General features: G+C 66.3%; 22 protein-coding genes, 3 tRNA genes and 2 pseudogenes. 12 read left to right on the top strand and 15 right to left on the bottom strand.

All coding sequences use genetic code 11. The annotated features are described in order from the left end of the window. The first annotated feature begins 46 nt into the window (after nt 1-46). The 4 genes from mmaA3 (at nt 47) to MKAN_RS18500 (ending at nt 3,986) form a co-directional block, all read left to right on the top strand. On the top strand, nt 47-928 hold the full coding sequence (mmaA3, locus tag MKAN_RS18515) for a methoxy mycolic acid synthase MmaA3 (protein WP_023370822.1): 882 nt from the start codon (nt 47-49) through the stop codon (nt 926-928). A 117-nt stretch (nt 929-1,045) separates the two neighbouring features. Further along, entirely contained in the window at nt 1,046-1,975 is a 930-nt protein-coding gene (gene mmaA4, locus MKAN_RS18510; RefSeq protein ID WP_099184580.1) for a hydroxymycolate synthase MmaA4, read from the top strand. Between the two features lie 87 nt (nt 1,976-2,062). After that, nucleotides 2,063-2,758 carry a YciI family protein gene (locus tag MKAN_RS18505; protein WP_036395326.1) on the top strand — a complete coding sequence of 232 codons (696 nt, stop codon included), beginning with the start codon at nt 2,063-2,065 and terminating at the stop codon, nt 2,756-2,758. Nucleotides 2,759-2,768: 10 nt separating this feature from the next. Then, nucleotides 2,769-3,986: an RNA polymerase sigma factor gene (locus tag MKAN_RS18500; protein ID WP_036395324.1), complete on the top strand. Its 1,218-nt coding sequence runs from the start codon at nt 2,769-2,771 to the stop codon at nt 3,984-3,986. Between the two features lie 100 nt (nt 3,987-4,086). On the opposite strand, the gene rplA is transcribed toward MKAN_RS18500, so the two are convergent. The 12 genes from rplA to MKAN_RS18440 all read right to left on the bottom strand — a co-directional run bounded on the left by rplA (nt 4,087) and on the right by MKAN_RS18440 (nt 9,274). Further along, nucleotides 4,087-4,794 carry a 50S ribosomal protein L1 gene (rplA, locus tag MKAN_RS18495; RefSeq protein ID WP_023370814.1) on the bottom strand — a complete coding sequence of 236 codons (708 nt, stop codon included), beginning with the start codon at nt 4,792-4,794 and terminating at the stop codon, nt 4,087-4,089. Between the two features lie 109 nt (nt 4,795-4,903). Further along, complete coding sequence (gene rplK / locus MKAN_RS18490) at nt 4,904-5,335, bottom strand: 50S ribosomal protein L11 (protein ID WP_023370812.1); 432 nt, start codon at nt 5,333-5,335, stop codon at nt 4,904-4,906. 81 nt (nt 5,336-5,416) lie between these two features. After that, complete coding sequence (gene nusG, locus MKAN_RS18485; RefSeq protein WP_023370810.1) at nt 5,417-6,133, bottom strand: transcription termination/antitermination protein NusG; 717 nt, start codon at nt 6,131-6,133, stop codon at nt 5,417-5,419. Nucleotides 6,134-6,164: 31 nt separating this feature from the next. Next, a complete protein-coding gene (gene secE, locus MKAN_RS18480) occupies nt 6,165-6,680 on the bottom strand; it encodes a preprotein translocase subunit SecE (protein WP_023370808.1) in 516 nt (171 codons plus the stop codon). Between the two features lie 93 nt (nt 6,681-6,773). Beyond that, nucleotides 6,774-6,846: transfer RNA gene (locus MKAN_RS18475), tRNA-Trp, on the bottom strand. A 210-nt stretch (nt 6,847-7,056) separates the two neighbouring features. Continuing rightward, nucleotides 7,057-7,557 carry a (3R)-hydroxyacyl-ACP dehydratase subunit HadC gene (gene hadC, locus MKAN_RS18470; protein ID WP_023370806.1) on the bottom strand — a complete coding sequence of 167 codons (501 nt, stop codon included), beginning with the start codon at nt 7,555-7,557 and terminating at the stop codon, nt 7,057-7,059. A 15-nt stretch (nt 7,558-7,572) separates the two neighbouring features. Next, a complete protein-coding gene (gene hadB, locus MKAN_RS18465) occupies nt 7,573-8,001 on the bottom strand; it encodes a (3R)-hydroxyacyl-ACP dehydratase subunit HadB (RefSeq protein WP_023370804.1) in 429 nt (142 codons plus the stop codon). Next, a complete protein-coding gene (gene hadA, locus MKAN_RS18460; protein WP_371686015.1) occupies nt 7,988-8,440 on the bottom strand; it encodes a (3R)-hydroxyacyl-ACP dehydratase subunit HadA in 453 nt (150 codons plus the stop codon). The genes hadB and hadA overlap by 14 nt, the downstream gene beginning before the upstream one ends. A gap of 68 nt (nt 8,441-8,508) precedes the next feature. Continuing rightward, nucleotides 8,509-8,676 carry a 50S ribosomal protein L33 gene (gene rpmG / locus MKAN_RS18455; protein WP_003898538.1) on the bottom strand — a complete coding sequence of 56 codons (168 nt, stop codon included), beginning with the start codon at nt 8,674-8,676 and terminating at the stop codon, nt 8,509-8,511. A 47-nt stretch (nt 8,677-8,723) separates the two neighbouring features. Further along, nucleotides 8,724-8,797 (bottom strand) — tRNA-Met (locus tag MKAN_RS18450). A 52-nt stretch (nt 8,798-8,849) separates the two neighbouring features. Beyond that, nucleotides 8,850-8,922: transfer RNA gene (locus tag MKAN_RS18445), tRNA-Thr, on the bottom strand. 142 nt (nt 8,923-9,064) lie between these two features. Further along, nucleotides 9,065-9,274: a type II toxin-antitoxin system VapB family antitoxin gene (locus MKAN_RS18440; protein WP_023370800.1), complete on the bottom strand. Its 210-nt coding sequence runs from the start codon at nt 9,272-9,274 to the stop codon at nt 9,065-9,067. A 123-nt stretch (nt 9,275-9,397) separates the two neighbouring features. On the opposite strand from MKAN_RS18440, the gene MKAN_RS18435 reads away from it, so the two are divergent. The 5 genes from MKAN_RS18435 (at nt 9,398) to MKAN_RS18415 (ending at nt 14,859) form a co-directional block, all read left to right on the top strand. Continuing rightward, the gene (locus MKAN_RS18435) at nt 9,398-10,114 is read left to right on the top strand and encodes an MBL fold metallo-hydrolase (RefSeq protein WP_023370798.1); all 717 of its coding nucleotides are present in this window, start codon (nt 9,398-9,400) and stop codon (nt 10,112-10,114) included. A gap of 126 nt (nt 10,115-10,240) precedes the next feature. Beyond that, complete coding sequence (locus MKAN_RS18430) at nt 10,241-11,074, top strand: hypothetical protein (protein WP_023370796.1); 834 nt, start codon at nt 10,241-10,243, stop codon at nt 11,072-11,074. 79 nt (nt 11,075-11,153) lie between these two features. Continuing rightward, the gene (locus MKAN_RS18425; RefSeq protein ID WP_023370794.1) at nt 11,154-11,849 is read left to right on the top strand and encodes a crotonase/enoyl-CoA hydratase family protein; all 696 of its coding nucleotides are present in this window, start codon (nt 11,154-11,156) and stop codon (nt 11,847-11,849) included. Between the two features lie 83 nt (nt 11,850-11,932). Then, nucleotides 11,933-14,383: a molybdopterin oxidoreductase family protein gene (locus MKAN_RS18420; RefSeq protein ID WP_023370792.1), complete on the top strand. Its 2,451-nt coding sequence runs from the start codon at nt 11,933-11,935 to the stop codon at nt 14,381-14,383. Next, on the top strand, nt 14,380-14,859 hold the full coding sequence (locus MKAN_RS18415; RefSeq protein WP_023370790.1) for a hypothetical protein: 480 nt from the start codon (nt 14,380-14,382) through the stop codon (nt 14,857-14,859). Before MKAN_RS18420 ends, MKAN_RS18415 begins: the two co-directional genes overlap by 4 nt. Before the next feature lie 8 nt (nt 14,860-14,867). Here MKAN_RS18415 and cynS read toward each other — a convergent pair whose 3' ends face one another. From cynS to MKAN_RS32785, 3 genes and pseudogenes are all read right to left on the bottom strand, one after another. Continuing rightward, entirely contained in the window at nt 14,868-15,326 is a 459-nt protein-coding gene (cynS, locus tag MKAN_RS18410; RefSeq protein ID WP_023370788.1) for a cyanase, read from the bottom strand. 53 nt (nt 15,327-15,379) lie between these two features. Beyond that, nucleotides 15,380-15,460 (bottom strand): annotated as a pseudogene (locus MKAN_RS32790) (SAM-dependent methyltransferase); the annotation flags it as partial. 134 nt (nt 15,461-15,594) lie between these two features. Beyond that, nucleotides 15,595-15,709 (bottom strand): annotated as a pseudogene (locus MKAN_RS32785) (nitroreductase family protein); the annotation flags it as partial. Between the two features lie 100 nt (nt 15,710-15,809). Here MKAN_RS32785 and recC point away from each other — a divergent pair. Genes recC through recD form a run of 3 tightly spaced genes read left to right on the top strand, consistent with a single transcriptional unit; the run spans nt 15,810 to nt 24,087 of the window. Beyond that, nucleotides 15,810-19,094 (top strand): exodeoxyribonuclease V subunit gamma, encoded by a 3,285-nt coding sequence (gene recC, locus MKAN_RS18405; RefSeq protein ID WP_023370786.1) that lies wholly within the window; start codon nt 15,810-15,812, stop codon nt 19,092-19,094. Continuing rightward, the gene (gene recB, locus MKAN_RS18400; protein WP_023370784.1) at nt 19,094-22,363 is read left to right on the top strand and encodes an exodeoxyribonuclease V subunit beta; all 3,270 of its coding nucleotides are present in this window, start codon (nt 19,094-19,096) and stop codon (nt 22,361-22,363) included. Before recC ends, recB begins: the two co-directional genes overlap by 1 nt. Continuing rightward, on the top strand, nt 22,360-24,087 hold the full coding sequence (gene recD / locus MKAN_RS18395) for an exodeoxyribonuclease V subunit alpha (protein ID WP_023370782.1): 1,728 nt from the start codon (nt 22,360-22,362) through the stop codon (nt 24,085-24,087). Before recB ends, recD begins: the two co-directional genes overlap by 4 nt. Nucleotides 24,088-24,134: the final 47 nt, after the last annotated feature.

Genomic DNA, 24,134 nt, shown 5'->3' with positions numbered 1-24,134 from the left:
GTGGATGATCACCCTGTGAAGGTGCTCATCTGTTCTTGGAGGACATATGGCTGGTAAGACAGCAGGTGACGCGAGCACCCGGTCTAACCTGGACGACGTCCAGGCGCATTACGACTTATCCAACGAGTTTTTCGCCCTGTTCGTCGATCCCACCCGCACCTACAGCTGCGCATATTTCGAACGCGACGACATGACCCTGCACGAAGCGCAGCTCGCCAAGATCGACCTGACGCTGGACAAGCTGGGACTGCAGCCGGGGATGACGCTGCTCGACATCGGTTGCGGCTGGGGCTCGGTGCTCAAGCGCGCGGTCGAGAAGTACGACGTCAACGTCGTAGGGCTGACCCTGTCGAAAAACCAGCACGCCTACTGCCAGCAGGTGCTCGACGAGGTCGACAGCAGCCGCTCGCGTCGGGTGCTGCTGCAGGACTGGGCCGAGTTCACCGAACCAGTGGACCGCATCGTCGTCATCGAAGCGCTGGAGCACTTCGGCTTCCACCGCTATGACGACTTCTTCAAGTTCGCTTACCACGCCATGCCCGGCGACGGCGTGATGCTGTTGCACTCGATCACCGGGTTGCATGTCAAGCAGGTCATGGAACGCGGCATACCGTTGACCATGGAGATGGCCAAGTTCATCAGGTTCATCGTGACCGACATCTTCCCGGGCGGCCGGCTGCCGATGATCGAGACCGTCGAGGAGCACGCGCAGAAGGTCGGTTTCACGGTGACCCGCCGACAGTCGCTGCAGCTGGACTTCGCCAAGACTCTGGACTTTTGGGCGGAGGCGCTTCAGGCGCGCAAGGACGAGGCGATCGCCATACAGTCCGAGGAGGTCTACGAGCGCTACATGAAGTACCTGACCGGCTGCGCCAAGGCATTCCGGATAGGCTACATCGACTGCAACCAGTTCACACTCGCCAAGTAGACTCTGGTGCCACAGACGGGCTATGGGTGCACACGCTCGCGTCGATAGGTAGTAACGCCTCGGGGGTTCGTCGGGCGGTTGCACAAGTCAAACCGAGGTTTCGCGTGCGTTCGGGCAATGATCACTATCCAGGAGAACAGGACGACAATGGCTGAAAAGGCGCCGACACAGACGAAGACCCGGACGCGCTCGGAAGACATCCAGGCGCACTACGACGTCTCCGATGACTTCTTCGCCCTGTTTCAAGACCCGACCCGGACTTACAGCTGCGCCTACTTCGAGCGTGACGACATGACACTCGAAGAAGCCCAGTACGCCAAGATCGACCTCAACCTGGACAAGTTGGACCTCAAGCCGGGTATGACATTGCTCGACATCGGCTGCGGTTGGGGTACCACGATGCGGCGGGCCGTCGAGCGCTTCGACGTCAACGTCATCGGCCTGACCCTGTCCAAGAACCAGCACGCCCGCTGTGAGCAGGTGCTGGCCGCCCTGGACACCAACCGCTCACGTCAGGTGCGGCTGCAAGGCTGGGAAGACTTCACCGAGCCCGTCGACCGGATCGTCTCCATCGAGGCCTTCGAGCATTTCGGACACGAGAACTACGACGACTTCTTCAAACGGTGTTTCGATATCATGCCCGAGGACGGCCGGATGACCGTGCAAAGCAGCGTCGGCTACCACCCCTTCGACATGGCCGCCCGCGGCAAGAAGCTGAGCTTCGAGACGGCGCGCTTCATCAAGTTCATCATCACCGAGATCTTTCCCGGCGGTCGGCTGCCGTCGACCGGGATGATGGTCGAACACGGCGAGAAGGCGGGTTTCACCGTCCCCGAACCCCTTTCGCTGCGCCCGCATTACATCAAGACGTTGCGGATCTGGGGTGACACGCTGGAGTCGAATCGGGAGAAGGCCATCGAGGTCACCTCCGAAGAGGTGTACAACCGGTACATGAAGTACCTGCGCGGTTGCGAGCACTACTTCACCGACGAGATGCTCGACTGCAGCCTGGTCACCTACCTCAAGCCGGGCGCCGTCGCCGCCTAGTTGGTGTCGGATTAGGGCTGCGCGGTTCGTCTAACAGGTAGAGAGTGGAGCACAGGGCTTCGCTCACTGCCGGATGAGGTGACCACGATGCAGTACTTCGCCCTATTGATCAGCCAAGAGCGCGACCGCACGCCCGACGAGCGGGCCAGCGAGATGGCGGCCTATGAGGCCTTTCACGCCGAGGTGGCTTCGGCGATCCGCGGCGGCGACGCGCTGCTCCCGGCGGCGACCGGCGTGCGCATCGCCGGCGGGCCAGACGCGCCGGTCGTCACCGACGGCCCATTCGCCGAGAACGCGGAAGTGGCCGGCGGCTATTACGTGTTCGAAGCCGAAAACCTTGATGAGGCGCTGGGTTTCGCACGCGGCATTCCCGCCGCCAAGCACGGCGCGGTGGAGGTCTGGCCGATGTTCGGGACCTTCGAACCGAGTCGGCGGGAAGGCAGCCAGTGGCTGGCCCTGCTGCTGGAACCGCCATCGAACGCGGTCGCGCCGGGAACCCCCGAGTGGCAGGCGTTGGCCGCGCCACACCAGGAGTTCATGGCCGCGGCCGGCGATCACATCACCGGCGGAGCCGCCCTGCATGAACCGTCCACCGCGACGACGGTTCGAGTGCGCGACGGCGAGGTCGTCATCACCGACGGGCCGTATGCCGAGGCTAGCGAAGTGGCCAACGGCTTCTATGTGCTCAGCGCGGCCGACCGCGACGAGGCCGTCAAGCTCGCGTCGATGATCCCTGCCTCCGCCGTTCAGCTACGTCAGCAGGCCGGTGTATCCGGGCTGTAGCGACCTGCCGATGGTCAACCTGGACGGTGTCTTCCGTCGCGAATGGGGTCCGGCCGTCGCCGCGATCGCCCGGTGGTCCGGCGACCTCACCATTGCCGAGGACGCCGTCCAGGAGGCCTGCGCGGAAGCGCTTCGCGTCTGGCCGCGTGACGGACTGCCGGATCGCCCAGGGGGGTGGCTGGTAACGGTCGCCCGCAACCGCGTCCGGGACCGCCTTCGCCGCGAATCTGCGCGCCCTGGAAAGGAAATGGCGGCCGTGATAGACGAGATTCGGGCACGTACCGAGGGCACCGACCCACATCCGGTTCGCGACGACGAGCTACGGATGATGTTCACCTGCGCCCACCCGGCATTGGACCGGCAGTCGCAGCTGGCGCTCACACTGCGGTTGGTGTCCGGGCTGACCGTCGCCGAGATCGCCCGCGCGCTGCTGCAGACCGAGACGGCGGTCGGTCAGCGAATCACCCGCGCCAAGAACAAGATTCGCCGGGCCAATATCCCGCTGCGGGTGCCGCCCGCCGAGCTGCTGGCCGAGCGGACTCCGCATGTGCTCGGCTGCATCTACTCGGTGTTCACCGAGGGCTATTGGTCCACGGCAGGTCCGTCGGCGATTCGTGATGAACTGTGCGACGAGGGAATTCGGCTGGCCGGAGAGCTGTGTGCGCTGATGCCCGACGAACTGGACGCACACGCGCTGGCAGCCCTGGTGCTGCTGCATGATTCACGACGAACGACCCGGGTGGACGACTCCGGGGCGCTGGTGCCGCTGGAGGAACAGGACCGTCAGTGCTGGGACCGCGGTCGCATCACCCGCGGCCTGGATCGGCTTCGGCAGGCCCGGGGATCGACCGGACCGTACCTGCCGCAGGCGGTCATCGCGGCATTGCATGCAACGGCACCATCGTGGGAGCAGACCGACTGGACCGCGATCTGCGCGGCCTACGACCGGCTACTGCAGCTGACCGACTCTCCGGTGGTGCTGGCCAACCGAGCGCTGGCGGTTGGTTTCCGCGACGGCCCCGGCGCCGGTTTGGCGGCGCTGGAGAAAGTGGCCCATGATCCGCGACTGGCCCGTTCGAACCTGGTCGCTTCGGTGCGTGCAGATCTGCTGCGCCGCGCCGGACGCCGAACCGAAGCCGTCACCTGGTATCGAAAGGCGTTGGACGCCAACGGTTCCGAGCCGGGCCGGGCATTCCTGCGGCGCCGCATCGCCGAGTGCGGCGGATAATCCACCAGCGGTTTTCGCCGGGCCTCGCCCGGCCAACAGACATAGAATCGCATCGCCCCAGCGATTGTTGTGCGATTCCGCGTCTGCTCGCCGGGAGAAATCAGGCCTCCGCGAAGTTGCGGGTGATGGACGGGTCGACCGGAATGCCGGGGCCCGTCGTCGTCGACACGGTGATCTTCTTCAGGTAGCGGCCCTTCGATGCCGACGGCTTGAGCCGCAGCACCTCGTCGAGGGCGGCGCCGTAGTTCTCGGCCAGCCGCTTCTCGTCGAACGACGCCTTGCCGATGACGAAGTGCAGGTTGGCTTGCTTGTCCACCCGGAAGTTGATTTTGCCGCCCTTGATGTCGGCGACGGCCTTGGCGACGTCGGGCGTGACGGTGCCGGTCTTGGGGTTGGGCATCAGGCCGCGCGGGCCCAGCACCCGGGCGATGCGACCGACCTTGGCCATCTGGTCGGGCGTCGCGATCGCGGCGTCGAAGTCCAAGAACCCGCCCTGAATCTTCTCGATCAGGTCGTCACTGCCGACAACATCGGCTCCGGCGGCGACGGCAGCATCGGCCTTTTCCCCTACCGCGAACACCGCGACCCGGGCGGTCTTACCGGTGCCGTGGGGCAGGTTGACGGTGCCGCGGACCATCTGATCAGCCTTGCGCGGGTCCACCCCGAGCCGAATCGCCACCTCTACGGTCGCATCCTGCTTGGTCGACGACGTCTCCTTGGCGAGCTTGGCCGCCTCCAGCGGCGTATAGAGCTTGCTGCGATCCACCTTCTCGGCGGCGGCGCGGTATGCCTTGCTGGTCTTGCTCATATCCGATATCCAATCTGGTGTTGGGTCGTGGTTTCCAAACGGGCCGAAGCGAGCCCTCCCACAGGGGTTTGATCCCGGCCTATGCAGGCCTATTCGAGGCTATTCTGGCCTATTCAACGGTGATGCCCATCGACCGGGCGGTGCCGGCGATGATCTTGGCCGCGGCGTCGATGTCGTTGGCGTTGAGATCGGTCTTCTTGGTCTCGGCGATCTCGCGGACCTGGTCCCAGCTGACCTTGGCAACCTTGGTCTTGTGCGGCTCGGCTGAACCCTTGGCCACACCTGCGGCCTTGAGCAGCAGCTTGGCGGCGGGCGGAGTTTTCAGCGCGAAGGTGAAGCTGCGGTCCTCGTAGACCGTGATCTCCACCGGGATGACCTGACCGCGCTGGCTCTCCGTCGCCGCGTTGTACGCCTTGCAGAACTCCATGATGTTGACGCCGTGCTGACCGAGCGCGGGACCAACCGGCGGCGCAGGGTTGGCCTGACCCGCCACGATTTGCAGCTTGATCAGCCCGGCGACCTTCTTCTTCTTCGGGGGCATGGCGACTCGATTGTTCCTTCCTGGTTAAACCTGGTTGATGCGCTGAGCTTGACTGCCCGGCTCTCGACCGGGGTGGGCCGGCTAGATCTTGGAGACCTGGCTGAAAGTCAGTTCCACCGGTGTCTCGCGGCCGAAGATCGAGACCAGCACCTTGAGCTTCTGCTGTTCGGCATTGACTTCGCTGATGGTGGCCGGCAATGTGGCGAACGGCCCGTCCATGACGGTGACCGATTCGCCCACCTCGTAGTCGACCTCGACAACGGGACGTTCCAGCCCGCCCGCTTCGGCGACGGCGGCGGTGCTGGCCGCACCCTTCGCTGCCTTCTTCGCCGCTCCCCGGGGCAGCAGGAACTTCACCACGTCGTCGAGGGAGAGCGCCGATGGGCGCGAGGTTGCCCCGACGAACCCGGTGACCCCGGGTGTGTTGCGCACCGCTGCCCAGGAGTCGTCGGTCAGGTCCATGCGCACCAGGATGTAGCCGGGCAGCACCTTGCGGTTGACCTGCTTGCGTTGGCCGTTCTTGATCTCGGTGACCTCTTCGGTGGGCACCTCCACCTGGAAGATGTAGTCACCGACGTCAAGGTTCTGCACCCGGGTTTCCAGGTTGGCTTTGACCTTGTTCTCGTAACCCGCGTAGGAGTGGATGACGTACCAGTCGCCGGGCTTGCTGCGCAGTTCCGCCTTGAGCGCAGCGGCCGGGTCGACCTCTTCAGCGGGGGCTTCTACTTCCTGGGCGGTAGTGGCCTCTTGCAGGTCCACCGCCTCACCCGCGGACGTGTCACCGTCGAAGGTAGTCACGGTTTTCAGTCCTCTCTGTTACTGCCAAGTCTCAGCCGAACACCAGCATCACGAGCCTGCCCAGGCCGAGATCGGCGCCGCCCACCAGCGCCACCATGAAGGCAAGAAACACCAGCACTACCGACGTGTAGGTGATCATTTGCCTGCGGTTAGGCCAGATCACTTTCCGCATCTCGGCCACAACCTGCTTGATGTAGTTGTAGACGAAGATGAACGGGTTGGCCGAGCGTGCGGCCGGCCTGCCGGCCTTCGTGGTTTTCTTGGCCTTCACCGACTTCTTAGCCGACGTCTTAGCCGACTTCCCAGCCGACTTCGTGTCTTTCTTGGCGGAGCCCTTCTTCGAGACCTCGGTCGCGGTCGACGGCTCCGTGTCCTCGGCGTCCTCGTCGGCCTCTACCGCACGCTGCCGAGACCGCTTGCCGGTCGGTCGTTGCGGCCGCACCACGGACTTCGTCACCACGGCCGTGCGACCACCGCCGTCGCTGCCGTCCTCGGTTGCGCCGCCGTCGCTTGCGGCGCCGTCGGCGGCGTCGCGCTCGTCGCTCACCGCGTGCTCCTTTGTTCGCTAACTATCGCGCCAGCCGTCCCGCTAAGACTGGGTGTCCTCCCAGTGTCCAGCATGGCATGTCTTTGCCTTCAGCAGGGGCGACAGGACTTGAACCTGCAACCTGCGGTTTTGGAGACCGCTGCTCTGCCAGTTGAGCTACGCCCCTTCGCGGTTGGCAGGCCAACCTACTCGTGCCGGGGCTTACATGACACGCGCGCATCCGGTCGGTGGTCACGAACCGAAGTGAGACAACTCGTCCGTCTCGCTCCCGTCGCCGGCTTCGCTCGACCGACTCACGGAAAAATGCGCTAATGTTGGGAAAACCCCGGGGTCCGAGTGTACTAGAGTCTAGCCGGGCGCCGGTGCCAGATACTAATTACCCGGTCCTGACGACCTGCCCTGATTCCTTATCCCATTTGAGTTTGGCGGAGCCGTCGCCCTGCTGGCCCATCAGCGTGGTGTAGGCCTCCAGCACCAGCTCGCCGTTGTCGTTGTGGCAGGTGTTCTTCGTGACGACGATGTCGGCGCCGAAACGCTCGTCCACGGAGTGGATGTCCATGCGGGCCCACAGCTTATCCCCGGCGAGCACCGGTTTGTAGAACACGAACCGCTGGTCGACCTGGACGATTTGCATGGTCTCCATGCCGATGTCAACATTGCGGAAGAAATCCAGCTGGACCAGCTTGGCCAGGATTGTCACGAAGGTCATCGGAGCCACGATCGCGTCGTAGCCCAGTTCGGCGGCCGCGTCCTCTTCGAAATAGGCCGGGTGGTCGCACTTGATGGCCTGCGCAAACTGGCGGAGTTGCTCGCGGCCCACGATGAAGTAGTCGGGATACCGCCAGATCATCCCGCGAATGTCGGTCTTGAGCGCCATGGCCTATGCGGGTTCCTAAGCCAGCTTCGCCGACGCGACGGCCCGACCGAAGATCTTCTTGCCGCCGGTGGTGGCAGTGAGCGCGATCGTGACCGACTTGCTGTCGGGATCCACCGACTTCACCCGGCCGCTGAACACGAGCTCAGCACCCTTGCCGTCGTTGGGCACCGGTACCACGGCGGTGAACCGCACGTTGTACTCGGTGATCGCACCCGGATCCCCGACCCACGACGTGACGTAACCACCGCCGATGCCCATCGTCAGCATGCCGTGGGCGATTGCGGTGTCCAGCCCGACGACCTTGGCGATGTCGTCGTCCCAGTGAATCGGGTTCAAGTCACCCGACACGCCGGCGTAGTTCACCAGATCCTGGCGGGTCAGCGGATAGGTCCGCTCCGGAAGCTGGTCTCCGACCTTGACCGAACTGAACTCACGCAGCGCCATCTGAAAATCCCACTTCCCCGTCCTCGCCGGCACGACCCGCCAGGGTCGTGTAGGTCTCCTGCACAATGTCACCGTCTTCGTTGGTGATGATGTTCTTGGTCACGATGATCTGGGTGCCGTGCGCCTCACGCATCGAATCCACATACACATCGCAGTAGAGCTTGTCACCGGCAACGATCGGCTTGGCGAACTTCAACACCTGGTCGACCTGGACGATCTGGGCGTCCTGCACGGCGATGTTCGCGTGTTTGAAAAACGCCGATTGCGCCTTGTAGCCGAACACGCAGATGAACGTCAACGGCGCTAACAGCCCGTCGTAGCCAAGCTCCGCGGAGGCCTTCTCGTCGAAAAAGAAGGCGTCGTCATTTTGTACGGCTTGCGCATGCTCGCGGATTTTCTCGCGCTCTACCTCATAATGGTCGGGGTAGCGGTAATGCATCCCGACAATGTTGGTTGTCAGTGGCACGGCTATCGAATCTACCGAATCAGTTTGGCTACCGTATGTGGTCACCGCGTCTCGCGGTGCGCTTGGTGCTTGCCGCAGTTCGGACAGAACTTCTTCAGCTCCAGGCGGTCCGGGTCGTTGCGGCGATTCTTTTTGGTGATGTAGTTGCGGTGCTTGCACACCTCGCACGCCAAAGTGATCTTAGGCCGCACGTCGGTACTGGAAGCCATGACCGTTCTCTCTCGAATCTGGTGTCAAACGTCTCGGTGTTGTGTTGTAGCGATGGCCGGACTCGAACCGGCGACCTAACGATTATGAGTCGTTCGCTCTAACCGACTGAGCTACATCGCCTCTGGGCCGCCCCGCCTTGGTTCAGGGCTGCCCTCCTGCTCGGCGTCCGCCGAGCCCCCTAACGGAATCGAACCGTTGACCTTTTCCTTACCATGGAAACGCTCTACCGACTGAGCTAAGGGGGCCGCTCACCCGTAACGGCCAGTCGAGCCCCGGGCAAAAAGAGGGTACAGCCTGGCGCGCGGCGTCACCAAACCACGTGCGACGCGATGCGCAAACTGGCGTCCTCGAGACGCTGGACGACGGGGGCCATGACCGGGGCGCAGATCAGCCGCCGCGATGGCCCCGGTGCGGGTCGAGCACACTGAGATCGCTGAACTCGTCGTATTCCTCCTCGTCGGCCTCCCCGCTACCGCCCTCGGCGAGAAGGGTCCGCAACGCGAGATGGACCGCTTCGCGCGCATCAGCCAGGCCGTACCGACGGATCGCTTCCTGGACCAGATCGTCGTCGATCTCGATCTCGACCTTCTTCCGCATGCGCCAACAATACCCACCGGCTTCGCCCGCGGAATCACAGAAGCCCCGCATTTCGCATCGGGGCATCGTGGCGTCAAGGCCGCCAGGATTGGACCGATCTTGGATCAGTCATAGTCTGGTGACGTGTCAGATTCGGACCGGCTGTATTTCCGGCAACTGCTCTCCGGTCGCGACTTTGCGGTCGGCGACATGATCGCCGCGCAAATGCGCAACTTCGCCTACCTGATCGGCGACCGGCAGACCGGCGACTGCGTGGTGGTCGACCCCGCCTATGCCGCCGGCGACCTCGTCGACAGGCTGGAAGCTGACGACATGCACCTGTCGGGGGTGTTGGTGACCCATCATCACCCGGACCATGTCGGCGGCTCGATGATGGGCTTCGAGCTCAAGGGATTGGCCGAGTTGCTGGAGCGGGCCATCGTACCGGTGCACGTGAACACCCATGAGGCATTGTGGGTTTCCCGGGTAACCGGGATTCCGATGAGTGATCTGACCACCCATGAGCACCGCGACAAGGTCGCCATCGGCGACATCGAGATCGAGTTGCTGCACACTCCGGGCCACACGCCGGGCAGTCAATGTTTCCTACTCGACGGCCGGCTGGTCGCCGGTGACACGCTGTTCCTGGAGGGCTGCGGGCGCACCGACTTCCCCGGCGGGGATTCCGACGAGATCTACCGCAGCCTGCAACAGCTGGCCGCGCTACCCGGCGATCCGACGATATTTCCGGGGCACTGGTATTCGGCCGAACGTAGTGCGCCACTCTCGGAGGTCAAGCGGTCGAACTACGTCTATCGCGCCGCCGACCTCGGTCAGTGGCGCATGTTGATGGGCGGCTGAGCAGCGGCAGACCCGGGTTGATCCCGCCACGTGCCCGCCGCCGCGATGGGGGGTCACATCCAAGATCGTGCGTTACTCAATTTCGCCTGCGGATCGGTGTGGTGGTATAAGCGGAGGGTGGATTCCATGGGGTGGGTCCAGAGCAGCTGGCATGGGGTCACCGATGTCGAGTCCGGCACCTGGTTCGCGGTGGCTGCGTGGGCGGCGCTGGCGCTCGGCGTTATCGCACTGGTCGTGATGAACTATCAGATTCGCCGCAACCGCGAACTGACGTTCGAACAGACGCGACCGTATGTGTCGATGCTGATGGAGCCCCACGTAGCGGACTGGCATGTGATCGAACTGGTGGTCCGAAACTTCGGTCGTACCGCGGCCTACGACATCCGGTTCTCGTTTCCCAATCCGCCGACCGTGGCCGAATACGAGAACGCCTCGGACGGTTACGCCGACGTCGTCGAATTGCAGTTGCCCCGCGAACTGCCGACGCTGGCGCCCGGTCAGGAATGGCGGATGGTGTGGGATTCGGCGCTGGACCGCGCCGAGATCGGCCATGGCGTCGAATCCCGGTTCGAGGGGACGGTGATCTACTACGACCGCCCCGAGCAGCGGCCCGGCTGGCGGTTCTGGCGACGGGGGCGGCGTCCACTGGAGACAAAAGTGGTGCTGGACTGGGATGCCCTACCGCCGGTTCAGCGGATCGAGCTCATGACGACCCACGACCTGGCGAAACGGGAAAAGCAGAAGCTGGAGCTGTTACGCAGCCTGCTGACGTATTTTCACTATGCGAGCAAGGAAACGCGACCCGACGTTTTCCGCAGCGAGATCGACCGGATCAACCGCGCGGTCCAGGAGACCCAGGACCGATGGCGAACCCGCCAACTCGACGAACCCACCGACGTCAGCCTGCGTTGGGGTGACGCGGAAAGCGAGCTGGGCAAGCATCGCGGGCAGCGGGTCTGAGGGCGTTCTGCGACCGGGCAAGCGATGCGCGGTCATGGTGATCTGATTCAATCGACGTCCCTACCGAAGGAGTAAACCCATGAGCGGCCCGGTCACCTATACCCACGACGAAACCATCGCGGTGATCCGGATGGACGACGGCAAGGTCAACGTGATCGGCCCGGACATGCAGCGCGCCCTCAACGAGGCGATTGACCAAGCCGACCGGGACAACGTCGGGGCACTGGTCATCGCCGGCAATCACCGGGTGTTCAGCGGCGGCTTCGACCTCAAGGTCCTGACCTCCGGCGAAGTGCAGCCCGCAATCGACATGCTGCGCGGCGGGTTCGAGTTGGCCTACCGGCTGCTGTCCTATCCCAAGCCGGTGGTGATGGCCTGTACCGGTCATGCGATCGCGATGGGCGCGTTCCTGTTGACCTCCGGCGACCACCGGGTGGCCGCGCATGCCTACAACATTCAGGCCAACGAAGTCGCGATCGGCATGACCATTCCCTACGCCGCCCTGGAAATCATGAAACTGCGGCTGACTCCGTCGGCCTACCAGCAAGCCGCCGGGCTGGCCAAGACATTCTTCGGCGAAACCGCGCTGGCGGCCGGCTTTATCGACGAGATCGCGTTGCCCGAAGTGGTGCTCAGCCGCGCCGAGGAAGCCGCGCATGAATTCGCCGGTCTCAATCAGCAGGCCCACGCCGCGACCAAATTACGCGCCCGTGCCGACGCCCTGAAAGCCATGCGCGCCGCGATTGACGGAATAGAAGCCGAATTCGGCGTGTAACGGCGGTAAAAGGCCGTCAACGGCCGTCAACGGCCGAAAAAGCCCGGCGTTTCGTATTCTCAGCGCCGGGTAACTATCCGCTCATGGTTACGCCGGACCGGATCGCCCAGCCCTGGGGAACCAGGACGCCCTACGGAGCAGGCCAGGACTGGCCGCAGCGCATCGACCAATACCTGGCGGACGGCCTGAACCCGGAATCGGTTGATCAGTGGGTGCAGTCGGCTGCGGTGTTGCACTCCAACGGGGACGGCCTGGATATCGCCGTCAAGCAGGGGCGCATCGTCGGGGTCCGGGGCCGCGCCGTCGACCGGGTGAACCACGGTCGGCTCGATCCCAAGGACCTGTTCGGCTGGCAGGCCAACGCATCACCAGATCGTCTCACCACACCGCTGATCCGCCGCGACGGGCAATTGCGGCCGTGCGACTGGGACACCGCCATGAACGCGATCGTGCAGCGCAGCCGGGAGCTGCTGGACAGCCACGGCCCCAGCGCAATCGGGTTTTATACCTCCGGGCAGCTGTTCCTCGAGGAGTACTACACCCAGGCCGTCATCGCGCACGGCGCGATCGGCACCAACCACGTCGACGGCAATACCCGGCTCTGCACGGCGACGGCCGCCGAGGCGCTGAAGGAGTCGTTCGGCTGCGACGGCCAGCCCGGTTCCTACACCGATGTCGACCACGCGGATGTCATTGCGCTGTTCGGGCACAACGTGGCCGAGACGCAGACCGTGCTGTGGGCGCGGATGCTCGACCGGTTGGCCGGCGACACGCCGCCCGCCATCGTGTGCGTCGACCCCCGGCTCACCCCCGTGGCCCGGCAGGCCACGGTTCACCTGGCGCCGCTGCCGGGCACGAATGTGGCGCTGATGAACGGGTTGCTGCACGAGATCATCGAGCACGGATGGGTCGACCGCGAGTACATCGACGCGCACACCGTCGGCTTCGACGAGCTCCGCAACCGGGTTGCGGAGTTCCCCCCACAGCGCGCCGCCGAGATCTGCGGCGTCGACGCCGACGACATCCGCTGCGCGGCAAGGCTTCTCGGCACTGCCGAGCGGCTGCTGTCCACCGTGCTGCAGGGCTTCTACCAGTCCCATCAAGCCACCGCGGCAGCGGTGCAGGTCAACAACATCCACCTGGTGCGCGGCATGCTGGGCAAGCCGGGTTGCGGCATCTTGCAGATGAACGGGCAACCGACGGCAGAGAACACTCGTGAGTGCGGCGCCGACGGGGATCTGCCCGGCTTCCGCAACTGGTCCAACGACGAACACGTTGCCGACTTGGCCCGCGTGTGGAACATTGAGCCACAACAGATCCCGCACTATGCGCCGCCCACGCACGCGATGCAGATGTTCCGCTATGCCGAAGAGGGCACGCTTCGGATGCTGTGGGTTACCGCCACCAATCCGGCGGTGTCGCTGCCGGAGCTCTCGCGGATCCGCGACATCTTGGCCCAGACGCGACTGTTCCTCGTCGTCGAGGACATCTTCATGACGGAGACGGCCGAGCTGGCCGACGTGGTATTGCCGGCCGCCGCGTGGGGCGAGAAAACAGGAACGTTCACCAATGCCGACCGCACCGTGCACCTCTCCGAAAAGGCCATCGAGCCACCAGGGTTCGCGCGTAGCGACCTGGACATTTTTCTCGACTATGCGCGGCGCATGGACTTTCGCGACAAGGACGGCCGGCCGCTGATGTGGTGGACCGATCCCGAGTCGGCGTTCGAGGCGTGGAAGAAATGCAGCGCCGGGCGGCCCTGCGACTACACCGGTCTGAGCTACGACAAGCTACGCGGCGGCAGCGGCATCCAATGGCCTTGTAACGCAGACTATCCCGACGGTACCGAACGGTTATACACTGACGCCGGATTTTGGGCGCATCCCGACTACTGCGAGGCTTACGGCAAGGATCTGATCACCGGCGCTCCGCTGGAGCCCACCGAATACCGTGCGATGAACGCCTACGGTAGGGCCATTATCAAAGCGGCCGAATATATTCGGCCGCACGAGCCGACCACCGCCGATTTCCCGTTCGCGTTGATCACCGGCCGCACCCTTTACCATTTCCACACCCGCACCAAAACGGCTCGGGCACCGCAACTTCAAGGCGCCGCACCCGAGATGTGGGTGGAAGTCTCGCGGCGCGACGCGGGCCGTCTCGGTATCGCGGAGGGCGATACCGTCGAGGTGAGCACCCCGCGCGGCAGGGTCCGCTGCGCCGCCCGGATCAGCGGCATCCGCGACGGCGTGTTGTTCGTGCCGTTCCATTACGGCTATTGGGACGCCGGGGGCGACCGTGGCCATCATCGGGCTGCCAATGAGCTCACGCTGACCGATTGGGATCCGGTGTCCAAACAACCGATCTACAAGACGGCGGCCGCGCGGCTGCGGCGGCTGCGCGCCGGAACCGGTGGTGCCTCATCCGCGCCGACCACCGCAGCCTCGGCACCGGTCGACGACACGGTCCACGATACGGCGGGCGGAGCGGCGGCCCGCGCTGCCGAAGCCCTGGTCAGTGGGGGTGCGTCGTGAAGCTCAAGCTCGCCATTCGCGAATTGCATCGCTCCGAGCGCCAACTCGCCCACCGACTCAACGTGATGGCCGCCCGCCACCGCAGCGACCAGGACATCTATCACCTGGCGCACGACCAGGCCGGCTGGTCGCAGCATCACCTCGAAGAGCTGGCCCGCCACGGCCGCCACTACGGGCTGCGGCTGTCCGCCGATCCGCATACCCGCGCGTTGACCGGCTTTGCGCAGACTCGGATGAGCGGCATGCTGCGACACCGCCCGCAACCGGCCCTGTTGCTGCTCGCCGACCTACGGCGAATACACCGGATCGCCGCCGGGGCATCGCTGGACTGGGAGCTGTTGGGCCAGGCCGCGCAGGCGGCCAAGGATCTGGAGCTACTCGAGCTGACGGCACGCTGCCATCCGGAGACCCTGCGCCAGATGCGCTGGGCCAACGCGATGCTCAAGGAGCTTTCACCACAGGTGCTCACCTCCTGAACGCTCTGTCACTGCTCGTCGGCCGCAACCCACTGATAGGGAAGGAATTTCCCGTCGAATGTCACCACCACGCGGTCGCCCGAGGAATGCGTCTTCTTGTGCACGTCGACGCTGAAGTTGATCGCGCTCATGATGCCGTCGCCGAACTTCTCGTGGATCAATTCCTTGATGGCTTCCCCGTAGACCTGCAGCGCTTCGTAGAAGCGGTAGATCGTGGGGTCGGTGGGCACCGCGGTGGGCAGACCGCCGCGCATCGGCGGAGCGGCCAGCACGGGCACCGCCGATGCGTCAAGACCCAGCATCTCGACCAGGACCGTACCGAGTTCGGCGGGTATAGGGTGCTGTCCAAGCAGCGCCGACGTCGTCCATACCACCGGTCTACCGATGGCGTCGGCCAGTTCCTGCCAGGTGAGCCCTTTGGACAGGCGGGCCAAGACGATCTGTTCGGTAATGCGGGATCTGTTCATCCAACTAGCATGCGTCACCGAGGTTTCGTGGCGGCGACCAGGCGCGTGGAAAACTACGGCCCCCCGTACCACATAAGCCAGCCGAGGTTGCGGCGCTCGACAATTCGCCAGCCCTGGTCACGCAGCCAAGCAGCACCCGCATCGCCGCCAGCGCTGCCGCCACGCGGTTACCCCGGGCAAGGCTGAGGCCCGCCGCCGCAGCGAACACAGCGAACTGAACACCGACACCTGCCAACTGCGTTGTCGCCGAAAAGGTGCCGAAGGAGCATCACCAGCGCCCGTAGTGGACGGCCCCGCCGAAAGGCCGCCGGTTAGGTTTGCGGATCGGGACGGTAGTCGGGGACGCCAAAAACGCGCCGGGCCTTGTCCTGGTCACCCACAGTGGGTTCCGGCACCGCACGGCGATCAGTCATGACGACGAAGTCCCCACGGCTGGCGGTTCTTCGCCATCAGTGTCGGTCCGGCGGGCTATCGTGGCCGGCGATGGCGCTTCATCTCCACCGTGCCGAGCGCACCGACCTGCTTGCCGACGGACTCGGCGCCCTGCTGGCCGACCCGCTGCCCGACCCGTTCGCATCGGAGCTGGTGCTGGTCGCCGCCCGCGGCATGGAACGCTGGTTGAGCCAACACCTGTCCCAGGTGTTGGGCAGCCGCGGCGCCCACGGCGACGGAGTGTGCGCCGCCGTTACATTCCGCAGCCCGCAGTCGTTGATCGCCGAGATCACCGGGACCGCCGACACCGACCCGTGGTCGCCGGAGGCCATGACGTGGCCGCTGCTGGAGGTGATCGACACCGTCCTCGACGAACCGTGGTGCCGCTCACTGGCAACACATTTGGGCCACTTCGACACCGACGCCGTCGAGGCCGAGTTGCGCCGCGGTCGCCGCTATTCGGTGGCGCGCCGCCTGGCCGGGCTGTTCGCCTCTTACGCGCGGCAGCGTCCTGCGTTGCTGGCCGGCTGGCTGGACGGGCACCTCGACGGCGTGGACGCCGACCTGGCGTGGCAACCCGAATTGTGGCGGGCATTGGTCGCCGCGGTCGCGGCCGAGCCGCCGCACCTCCGGCACGAACGGACCGTGGCCCGGCTGACCGCGGGCCCGGCCGACTTGCCGGCGCGGCTTTCGCTGTTCGGGCACACCCGGCTGGCGTGCACCGACGTGCAACTGCTCGGCGCGCTGGCCACTCATCACGATCTGCACCTGTGGCTGCCCCACCCCAGTGACGATCTGTGGCAAGCGCTCGCCGGTGTCCACGGCGCGGTGCAACGACGCCAGGACACCAGCGGGCACGCTGCCCGGCATCCGCTGCTGCACACCCTCGGGCGCGACCTGCGGGAGCTGCAACGGGCGCTGCCGGCCGCTCCGGCGACCGACGAATTCCTCGGCGGGACAACCAAACCCGACACGTTGCTGGGCTGGCTGCAAGCCGACATCGCCGCCAACGAGGCGCGCCCAGACGGACGGCGGCTGGCCGCCGGCGACCGCTCGGTGCAGGTCCACGCCTGCCACGGGCCCGCCCGGCAGGTCGACGTGCTGCGCGAGGTGCTGCTCGGTCTACTGGAGGACGACCCGACCCTGCAACCGCGCGACATCGTGGTGATGTGTCCTGATATTGAGACCTACGCGCCGCTGATCGTGGCCGGCTTCGGCCTGGGTGAGGTCGCCGGCCTCGGGCATCCCGGGCACCGGCTTCGGGTCAGGCTCGCCGACCGCGCGCTCACCCAGACCAATCCGCTGCTCGGCGTCGCCGCCGAACTGCTCGTCATTGCCGGCGGTCGGGCCACCGCCAGCCAGGTGCTCAACCTCGCGCAGGCCATCCCGGTGCGCGCCCGCTTCGGTTTCAGCGACGACGATCTCGACGTGATCACCGACTGGGTGCGCCAGTCCAACATCCGGTGGGGCTTCGACCGGCGCCATCGCCGGCCGTACGGCCTGGAGCGTTTCCTGCACAACACCTGGCGGTTCGGCATCGACCGCATCCTCACCGGCGTGGCCATGTCGGACGACTCGCGAGCGTGGCTGGACACCGCGTTGCCCCTCGACGACGTCGGCAGCAACCGGGTGGACCTGGCGGGACGCCTGGCCGAGTACGTCGCGAGGTTACATCACGTGGTCGAACGACTCAGTGGCGCAATGCCGTTGACCGACTGGCTGGATGCGTTGACGGACGGGGTCGGTCTGATCACGCGCTGCGATGAGGATTGGCAGCAGGCGCAGCTACAGCGGGAATTCGCCGATGTCCGCGCGCAAGCCGGCGACCGCGCAGCCACCCTGCTGCGGCTGCCAGATGTGTCGGCGTTACTGGACGCATCACTGGCCGGACGTCCCACCCGGGCCAACTTTCGCACCGGCACCCTGACCGTGTGCACCATGGTGCCGATGCGATCTGTGCCGCATCGGGTCGTGTGCCTGCTCGGCCTCGACGACGGAATCTTCCCGCGGCACAGCGCGCCCGACGGCGACGACCTGCTGGCGCGGGCGCCGATGACCGGTGAGCGTGACGTCCGCTCCGAGGATCGCCAGTTGCTGCTTGACGCAATCGGCTCGGCCACCGAGACATTGGTGATCACCTACACCGGCGCCGACGAACACACCGGCCAGCCGCGTCCGCCGGCCGTGCCGCTCGCCGAGCTGCTCGACGCGCTGGATCGCACGACCGTAGCGCCGGTGCGGCGGCAGATCCTCACCAGACATCCGCTGCAGCCCTTCGACCGCAAGAACGTCACACCCGGGGCACTGGTGCCCGCCACACCGTTCACCTTTGACCCTGCTGCGCTCGCGGCCGCCGAAGCGGCCACCGGAACGCGCTGTGCGCCTGCGCCTTTCATTGGCGACCGGCTGCCTGAGCCGCCCACCGGCGACGTGACGCTGGCCGATCTGCTGGACTTCTTCAAGAACCCCGTCAAAGGATTCTTCCGGGCACTCGACGTCACCCTGCCCTGGGACGTCGACACCGTCGAGGACGAAATGCCCGTCGAGATCGACGCCCTGCAGGCGTGGACGGTCGGCGACCGGATACTGCACGACATCCTGCGCGGCATGCATCCGGACGCGGCCGCCAACGCCGAATGGCGCCGCGGAACCCTGCCGCCCGGGCGCATTGGCGTGCGCAAGACGAAGGAAATCCTCGACTGTGCCTGCCAGCTGGCCCGGGCCGCGCTGCCGCACATGGCGGCCGACGGCGACGCCTACGACATTGACATCGATCTCGGTACCGGCCGCCGGCTCAGCGGGACCGTCACGCCCGTCTACGGCGAGCATCTGGTGTCGGTGACGTACTCGAAGCTGGCGCCCAAGCATGTGCTGACGTCATGGATCGGGCTGGTCGCGTTGGCCGCTCAACTTCCGGGCCGCGAGTGGGCGGCGCTGTGCATCGGCCGCGGAGCCAGCAGGAACCGCACCGCCAGAAGGGAATTCGCACCGGCTCCGGACCCGGTGGCCGTACTGCGCGATCTGGTCTCGCTCTACGATGCGGGCCGGCGCGAGCCGTTGCCGCTGCCATTGAAAACGTCGTACGCGTGGGCGCAGGCGCGCCGGGACGGCGACGACCCCGCAGCGGCCGCGCGAGAAAGGTGGGAGTCCAACAGGTTTCGTGACGGGGACGATCGTGAGCCGGCGCACCTACGGGTCTGGGGCGACAAGCCCGCCTTCGGTGTGCTGCTTGGCTCGCCCCGCCCGGGCGAGGAGACGGCCGGCGAGGGCACCCGCCTGGGTGCGCTGGCGGCCCGGTTGTGGCTGCCGCTGCTCAACGCCGAGAGGACCGGCTGATGGAACGCTTCGACCTGCTGGGGCCGCTGCCCGCCCATGGCGCCACCATTGTGCTGGAGGCCAGCGCGGGCACCGGCAAGACGTTCGCGCTGGCCGGTCTGGTGACCCGCTACCTCGCCGAGACCGACGTCACCCTCGACGAGATGCTGCTGATCACGTTCAACCGCGCGGCCAGCCGCGAGCTTCGCGAACGCGTCCGCGACCAGATCGTGGCGGCGGTGGCCGCTCTAGACGGCCGGATGCCAACCGACACTGATCTGGTCAGGCACCTGCTGGGTAGCGAGGCCGAGCGGGCCGTACGGCTGGCTCGGCTGCGTGACGCGCTGGCCAACTTCGATGCCGCCACCATCGCCACCACGCACGAGTTCTGCGGCTCGGTGCTGAGATCCCTTGGTGTGGCGGGTGACAGCGATTCCGGCTTCACCTTGCGGGAGAGCCTCGACGATCTGGTGGCCGAGATCGTCGACGACCGCTACCTCGCGCGCTTCGCCAACACCGACACCGATCCGGCGCTGACATACGCGCAGGCGCTCGACCTGGCCCGCAACGTCGTCGGCGATCCGTACGCGCAGCGGCGCCCGCTGGATCCCGACCCGGACAGCGCGGCCGGTGTCCGGTTGGACTTCGCCGAGCAGGTGCTCGACGAGCTCGAACGGCGTAAGCGCCGGCTACGGATTCTCGGCTACGACGACCTGCTGCTGCGGTTGTCGAAAGCCCTTGCGGCAGCGGACTCGCCGGCTCGTGACCGGATGCGGCGCCGGTGGCGAATCGTGTTGGTGGACGAATTCCAGGACACCGATCCGATCCAGTGGCAGGTGCTGGAACGTGCTTTCCGGGGCGTGTCGACGCTGATAATGATCGGCGACCCGAAGCAGGCTATTTACGGCTTTCGCGGCGGCGACATCTACACCTACCTCAAGGCGGCCCGCACCGCCGACGCCCGCTACACGTTCGGAGTCAACTGGCGCAGTGACAGGGTGCTCGTCGAGAGCCTGCAGACGGTGCTGCGGGGTGCCGCGCTGGGTCATCCGGAGATCGTGGTGCACGACATCGAGGCGCACCACGGCGGGCATCGGCTGCAGGGGGCGCCGCGCGGCGCGCCGTTTCGGCTGCGGGTCGTCAGGCGGCCGACCGTCGGCTACGACGGTACCGCCAATGTGCCAATCGGCGTGTTGCGCGAGCATATTCCCGCCGACCTGGCCGGGGACATCGCGTCCCTGCTGTCCAGCGGCGCCCGGTTCGCCGAACGACCGGTGGCGGCCGGGGACATCGCGGTGATCGTCGAACATCACCGAGACGCCCGGGCCTGTCGGGACGCCTTGGCCAGGGCGGGTATCCCGGCGGTCTACACCGGCGACACCGATGTGTTCGCGTCGCGGGCGGCCAAAGACTGGCTGTGCCTGCTGGAGGCCTTCGACGCACCGCAACGCAGCGGGCTGGTCCGCGCCGCCGCCTGCACCATGTTTTTCGGCGAGACCGTGGAAACGCTTGCCGCCGAAGGGGATGCGCTGACCGACCGGGTGGCCGCGACGCTGCGTGAGTGGACGGACCAGGCCCGGCTGCGGGGTGTGGCGGCGGTGTTCGAGGCCGCGCAGCTGGCCGGCATGGGCCGCCGGGTGTTGGGCCAGCGTGGCGGCGAGCGACACATGACCGACCTGGCGCATCTCGCTCAGCTGTTGCACGAGACGGCGCATCGGCAGCGCTATGGCCTTCCGGCCCTTCGTGATTGGCTGCGCCGGCAGTGCGACGACACCACCCGCGCCGCCGAGCAGAACCGGCGATTGGACAGCGACGCCGCAGCGGTGCAGATCATGACGGTGTTCGTGGCCAAGGGTCTGCAGTTTCCGATCGTGTACGTGCCGTTCCTGTTCAACAGGAATGTCCGGCGCGAAGACATCATGTTGTATCACGACGACACCGATACCCGATGCCTCTATCTCGGCGGCGACAACAGCCGATCGGTTGAGGAGTTGAACCGCGCCGAGGCGGCCCGCGACAACATCCGGCTCACCTATGTCGCGCTCACCCGGGCCCAGTCCCAGGTGGTGGCCTGGTGGGCGCCGACCATCGACGAAGTCAACGGCGGGCTGTCGCGTTTACTGCGCGGTCGTGGCAGCGGTGACCCGCTGGTGCCGGACAAGTGCGCACCGCGGATCCGCGACGACGACGCATGGGCGGTGTTCACGCGCTGGCAGGAAGCCGGCGGACCGTCGGTCGAGGAATCGACGATCGTCTCCCCCGCCGCCATCGAAACAGCTTCTTCGGCTGACGGTTTCGCGGTCCGGCACTTTCATCGCCAGATCGACACCACGTGGCGGCGCACGTCGTATTCGGCGCTGGTGCGCGCCGCAGATGCGATTGTGACGTCCGGAGTGACCAGCGAACCCGAGGTCGACGTGCGCGATGACGAGGTGGATGCGGTGGTCGTCAGCGAACCGGGTTCAGGTGCCGACCTCGACTCGCCGCTGGCCGCCATGCCGTCCGGTGCGGCGTTCGGGTCGCTGGTGCATGCGGTGCTGGAAACGGCCGACCCGCAGGCCGCCGACTTGGCTGGCGAGCTCGAGGAGCAGGTGCGACGGCACGCGCCGTGGTGGCCGGTCGACACCGACGCCGCCGAGCTGGCGACGGCGCTGGTGCCGATGCACGACTCGCCACTGGGCCTGCTGGCCGGCGACTTGACATTGCGCCAGATCGGGGTGCGGGATCGGCTGCGGGAGCTGGACTTCGAGATACCGCTGGCGGGCGGTGATCTGCGGGCCCGCGCGCCGCGGGTGTCGTTATCGGATGTGGGTGAGCTGTTGCGGGTGCACCTGCCGCGCAGTGACCCGTTCTGGTCCTACGCCGATCGGTTGACGTCGCCCGGTTTGGGCGGTCAGTCGCTGCGGGGGTATCTGTCCGGGTCGATAGATGTGGTGTTGCGGTTGCCGCAGCAGCGTTACCTGGTGGTGGACTACAAGACCAACCACTTGGGCGCCACCGCCGCCGACTACAGCGTCGACCGCTTGACCGAGGCCATGTTGCATTCCGACTACCCGTTGCAGGCGCTGTTGTATGTGGTTGTGCTGCACAGGTTTCTGCGGTGGCGGCAGCCCGGATATGATCCGCGACGGCATCTGGGCGGGGTGCTGTATCTGTTCGTGCGGGGAATGTGTGGTGCCGGAACGCCGATCCGGGACGGGCATCCGGCCGGTGTGTTCGGCTGGCGCGCGCCGGCCGACTTGGTGGTCGCGCTGTCGGATCTGCTGGATGACGGGAGACGTGCCGCGTGAGCCTTGTCGACGTCGAGACCGCCGTTACCGCGGCGGGCCTGCTGCGCAGCTTCAACGAGGCCGGGGTGCTCGATCTCGCGGACGTCCACGTGGCACAGCGTCTTTGCGCTCTGGGCAGGGAGACAGATGACCGGGTGGCGCTGGCCGCGGCGCTGGCGGTGCGGGCGCTGCGCGGTGGATCGGTGTGCGTGGACATGTCGACGATCGCGGAGGCCGCTGACGGCCTACCGTGGCCGGACGCCGAGCAGTGGCTGACCGCGGTGCGGGCCAGCACGCTGCTCGCGGATCCGCCGGTGCTGCATCTCTATGACGATCGGCTGCTCTACCTCGACCGGTACCGGCGCGAGGAACAGCAGGTGTGTGACGACTTGGTGGCCATGCTGGTTCCCAGACCGTCCGGGCCTACCGCCGAAGTGCCCGCCTTCGAGCGGCTCTTCCCGCCCGGCTTCGAAGAGCAGCGCGGCGCGGCGGAAATCGCGGTGTCGCAGGGCGTGACGGTACTCACCGGCGGGCCGGGGACCGGCAAGACCACCACGGTCGCGCGCCTGCTGGCGGCGCTGGCCGAACAGGCCGAACTGGCCGGCCGGTCGCGGCCCCGCATCGCGCTGGCAGCGCCGACCGGCAAGGCGGCGGCGCGGCTGGCCGAGGCGGTGCGACACGAGGTGACCCGCCTCGATGCGGCCGATCGCATGAGACTCGGCCACTTGCAGGCGGTTACGCTGCATCGTCTGCTCGGTAGCAGGCCCGACACGTCGTCGCGGTTTCGGCACGATCGCGGCAATCGGTTGCCGCACGATGTGATCGTGGTGGACGAGACGTCGATGGTGTCGCTGACGCTGATGGCGCGGCTGCTGGAAGCGGTTCGTCCGGGCGCACGGCTGATTCTGGTGGGTGATGCCGATCAGCTGGCGTCGGTGGAAGCCGGTGCGGTGCTGGCGGATCTGGTGGACGGGCTCGCGGCGCGAGACGACGTGCGGGTGGCCGCGCTGCGCACCTCACATAGGTTCGGCAAATCGATTGGGACCCTGGCTGACGCGATTCGCGGCGGCGACGCGGACCGGGTGCTGGCGCTGCTGCGATCGGGTGACGAGCACATCGAGTTCATCGACGACGAGGACCCGACGCAACGGTTGCGCGCGGTGTTGGTGCCGCACGCGTTGCGGCTGCGCGAGGCGGCGCTGCTGGGAGCCGTGGACGCCGCGTTGGGCACCCTCGACGAGCACCGGATGCTGTGCGCGCACCGGCGCGGGCCTTTCGGTGTCGGGCACTGGAACCGACAGGTGGAGGCCTGGCTGGGCGAAGAAACGGGCCAGCCGCCCTGGTTGCAGTGGTATGCCGGGCGTCCGCTGCTGGTGACCGCGAACGACTACGGGTTACGGGTGTACAACGGCGACACCGGTGTGGCCATGGTCGGCCCGGACGGTCTGCGCGCTGTCCTGGCCGGTGCGGCCGGGCCGCTCGCCTTCGCCACGGGCCGGTTGTCCGACGTCGAAACCATGCACGCCATGACCATCCACAAGAGCCAGGGCAGCCAGGCCGACGTGGTGACAGTTCTGCTGCCGGAACAGGATTCGCGATTGCTGACGCGTGAACTCTTCTACACCGCGGTCACCCGGGCCAAGGCGAAGGTGCGGGTGGTCGGTTCCGAGGCGTCGGTGCGGGCCGCGGTCGAGCGTCGCGCGGTGCGGGCATCCGGATTGCGAATGCGGTTGCAACGTAGGTGATTTCTGCGGTGGATGGCTGTGCACACCATCCCGCCCGCGCTGTCATG

It is taken from the genome of Mycobacterium kansasii ATCC 12478 (assembly GCF_000157895.3).
In the GTDB taxonomy this organism is placed as follows: domain Bacteria; phylum Actinomycetota; class Actinomycetes; order Mycobacteriales; family Mycobacteriaceae; genus Mycobacterium; species Mycobacterium kansasii.
Note: the sequence above shows the minus strand (reverse complement) of the source record. Positions and strands in the feature narration are given on the sequence as shown.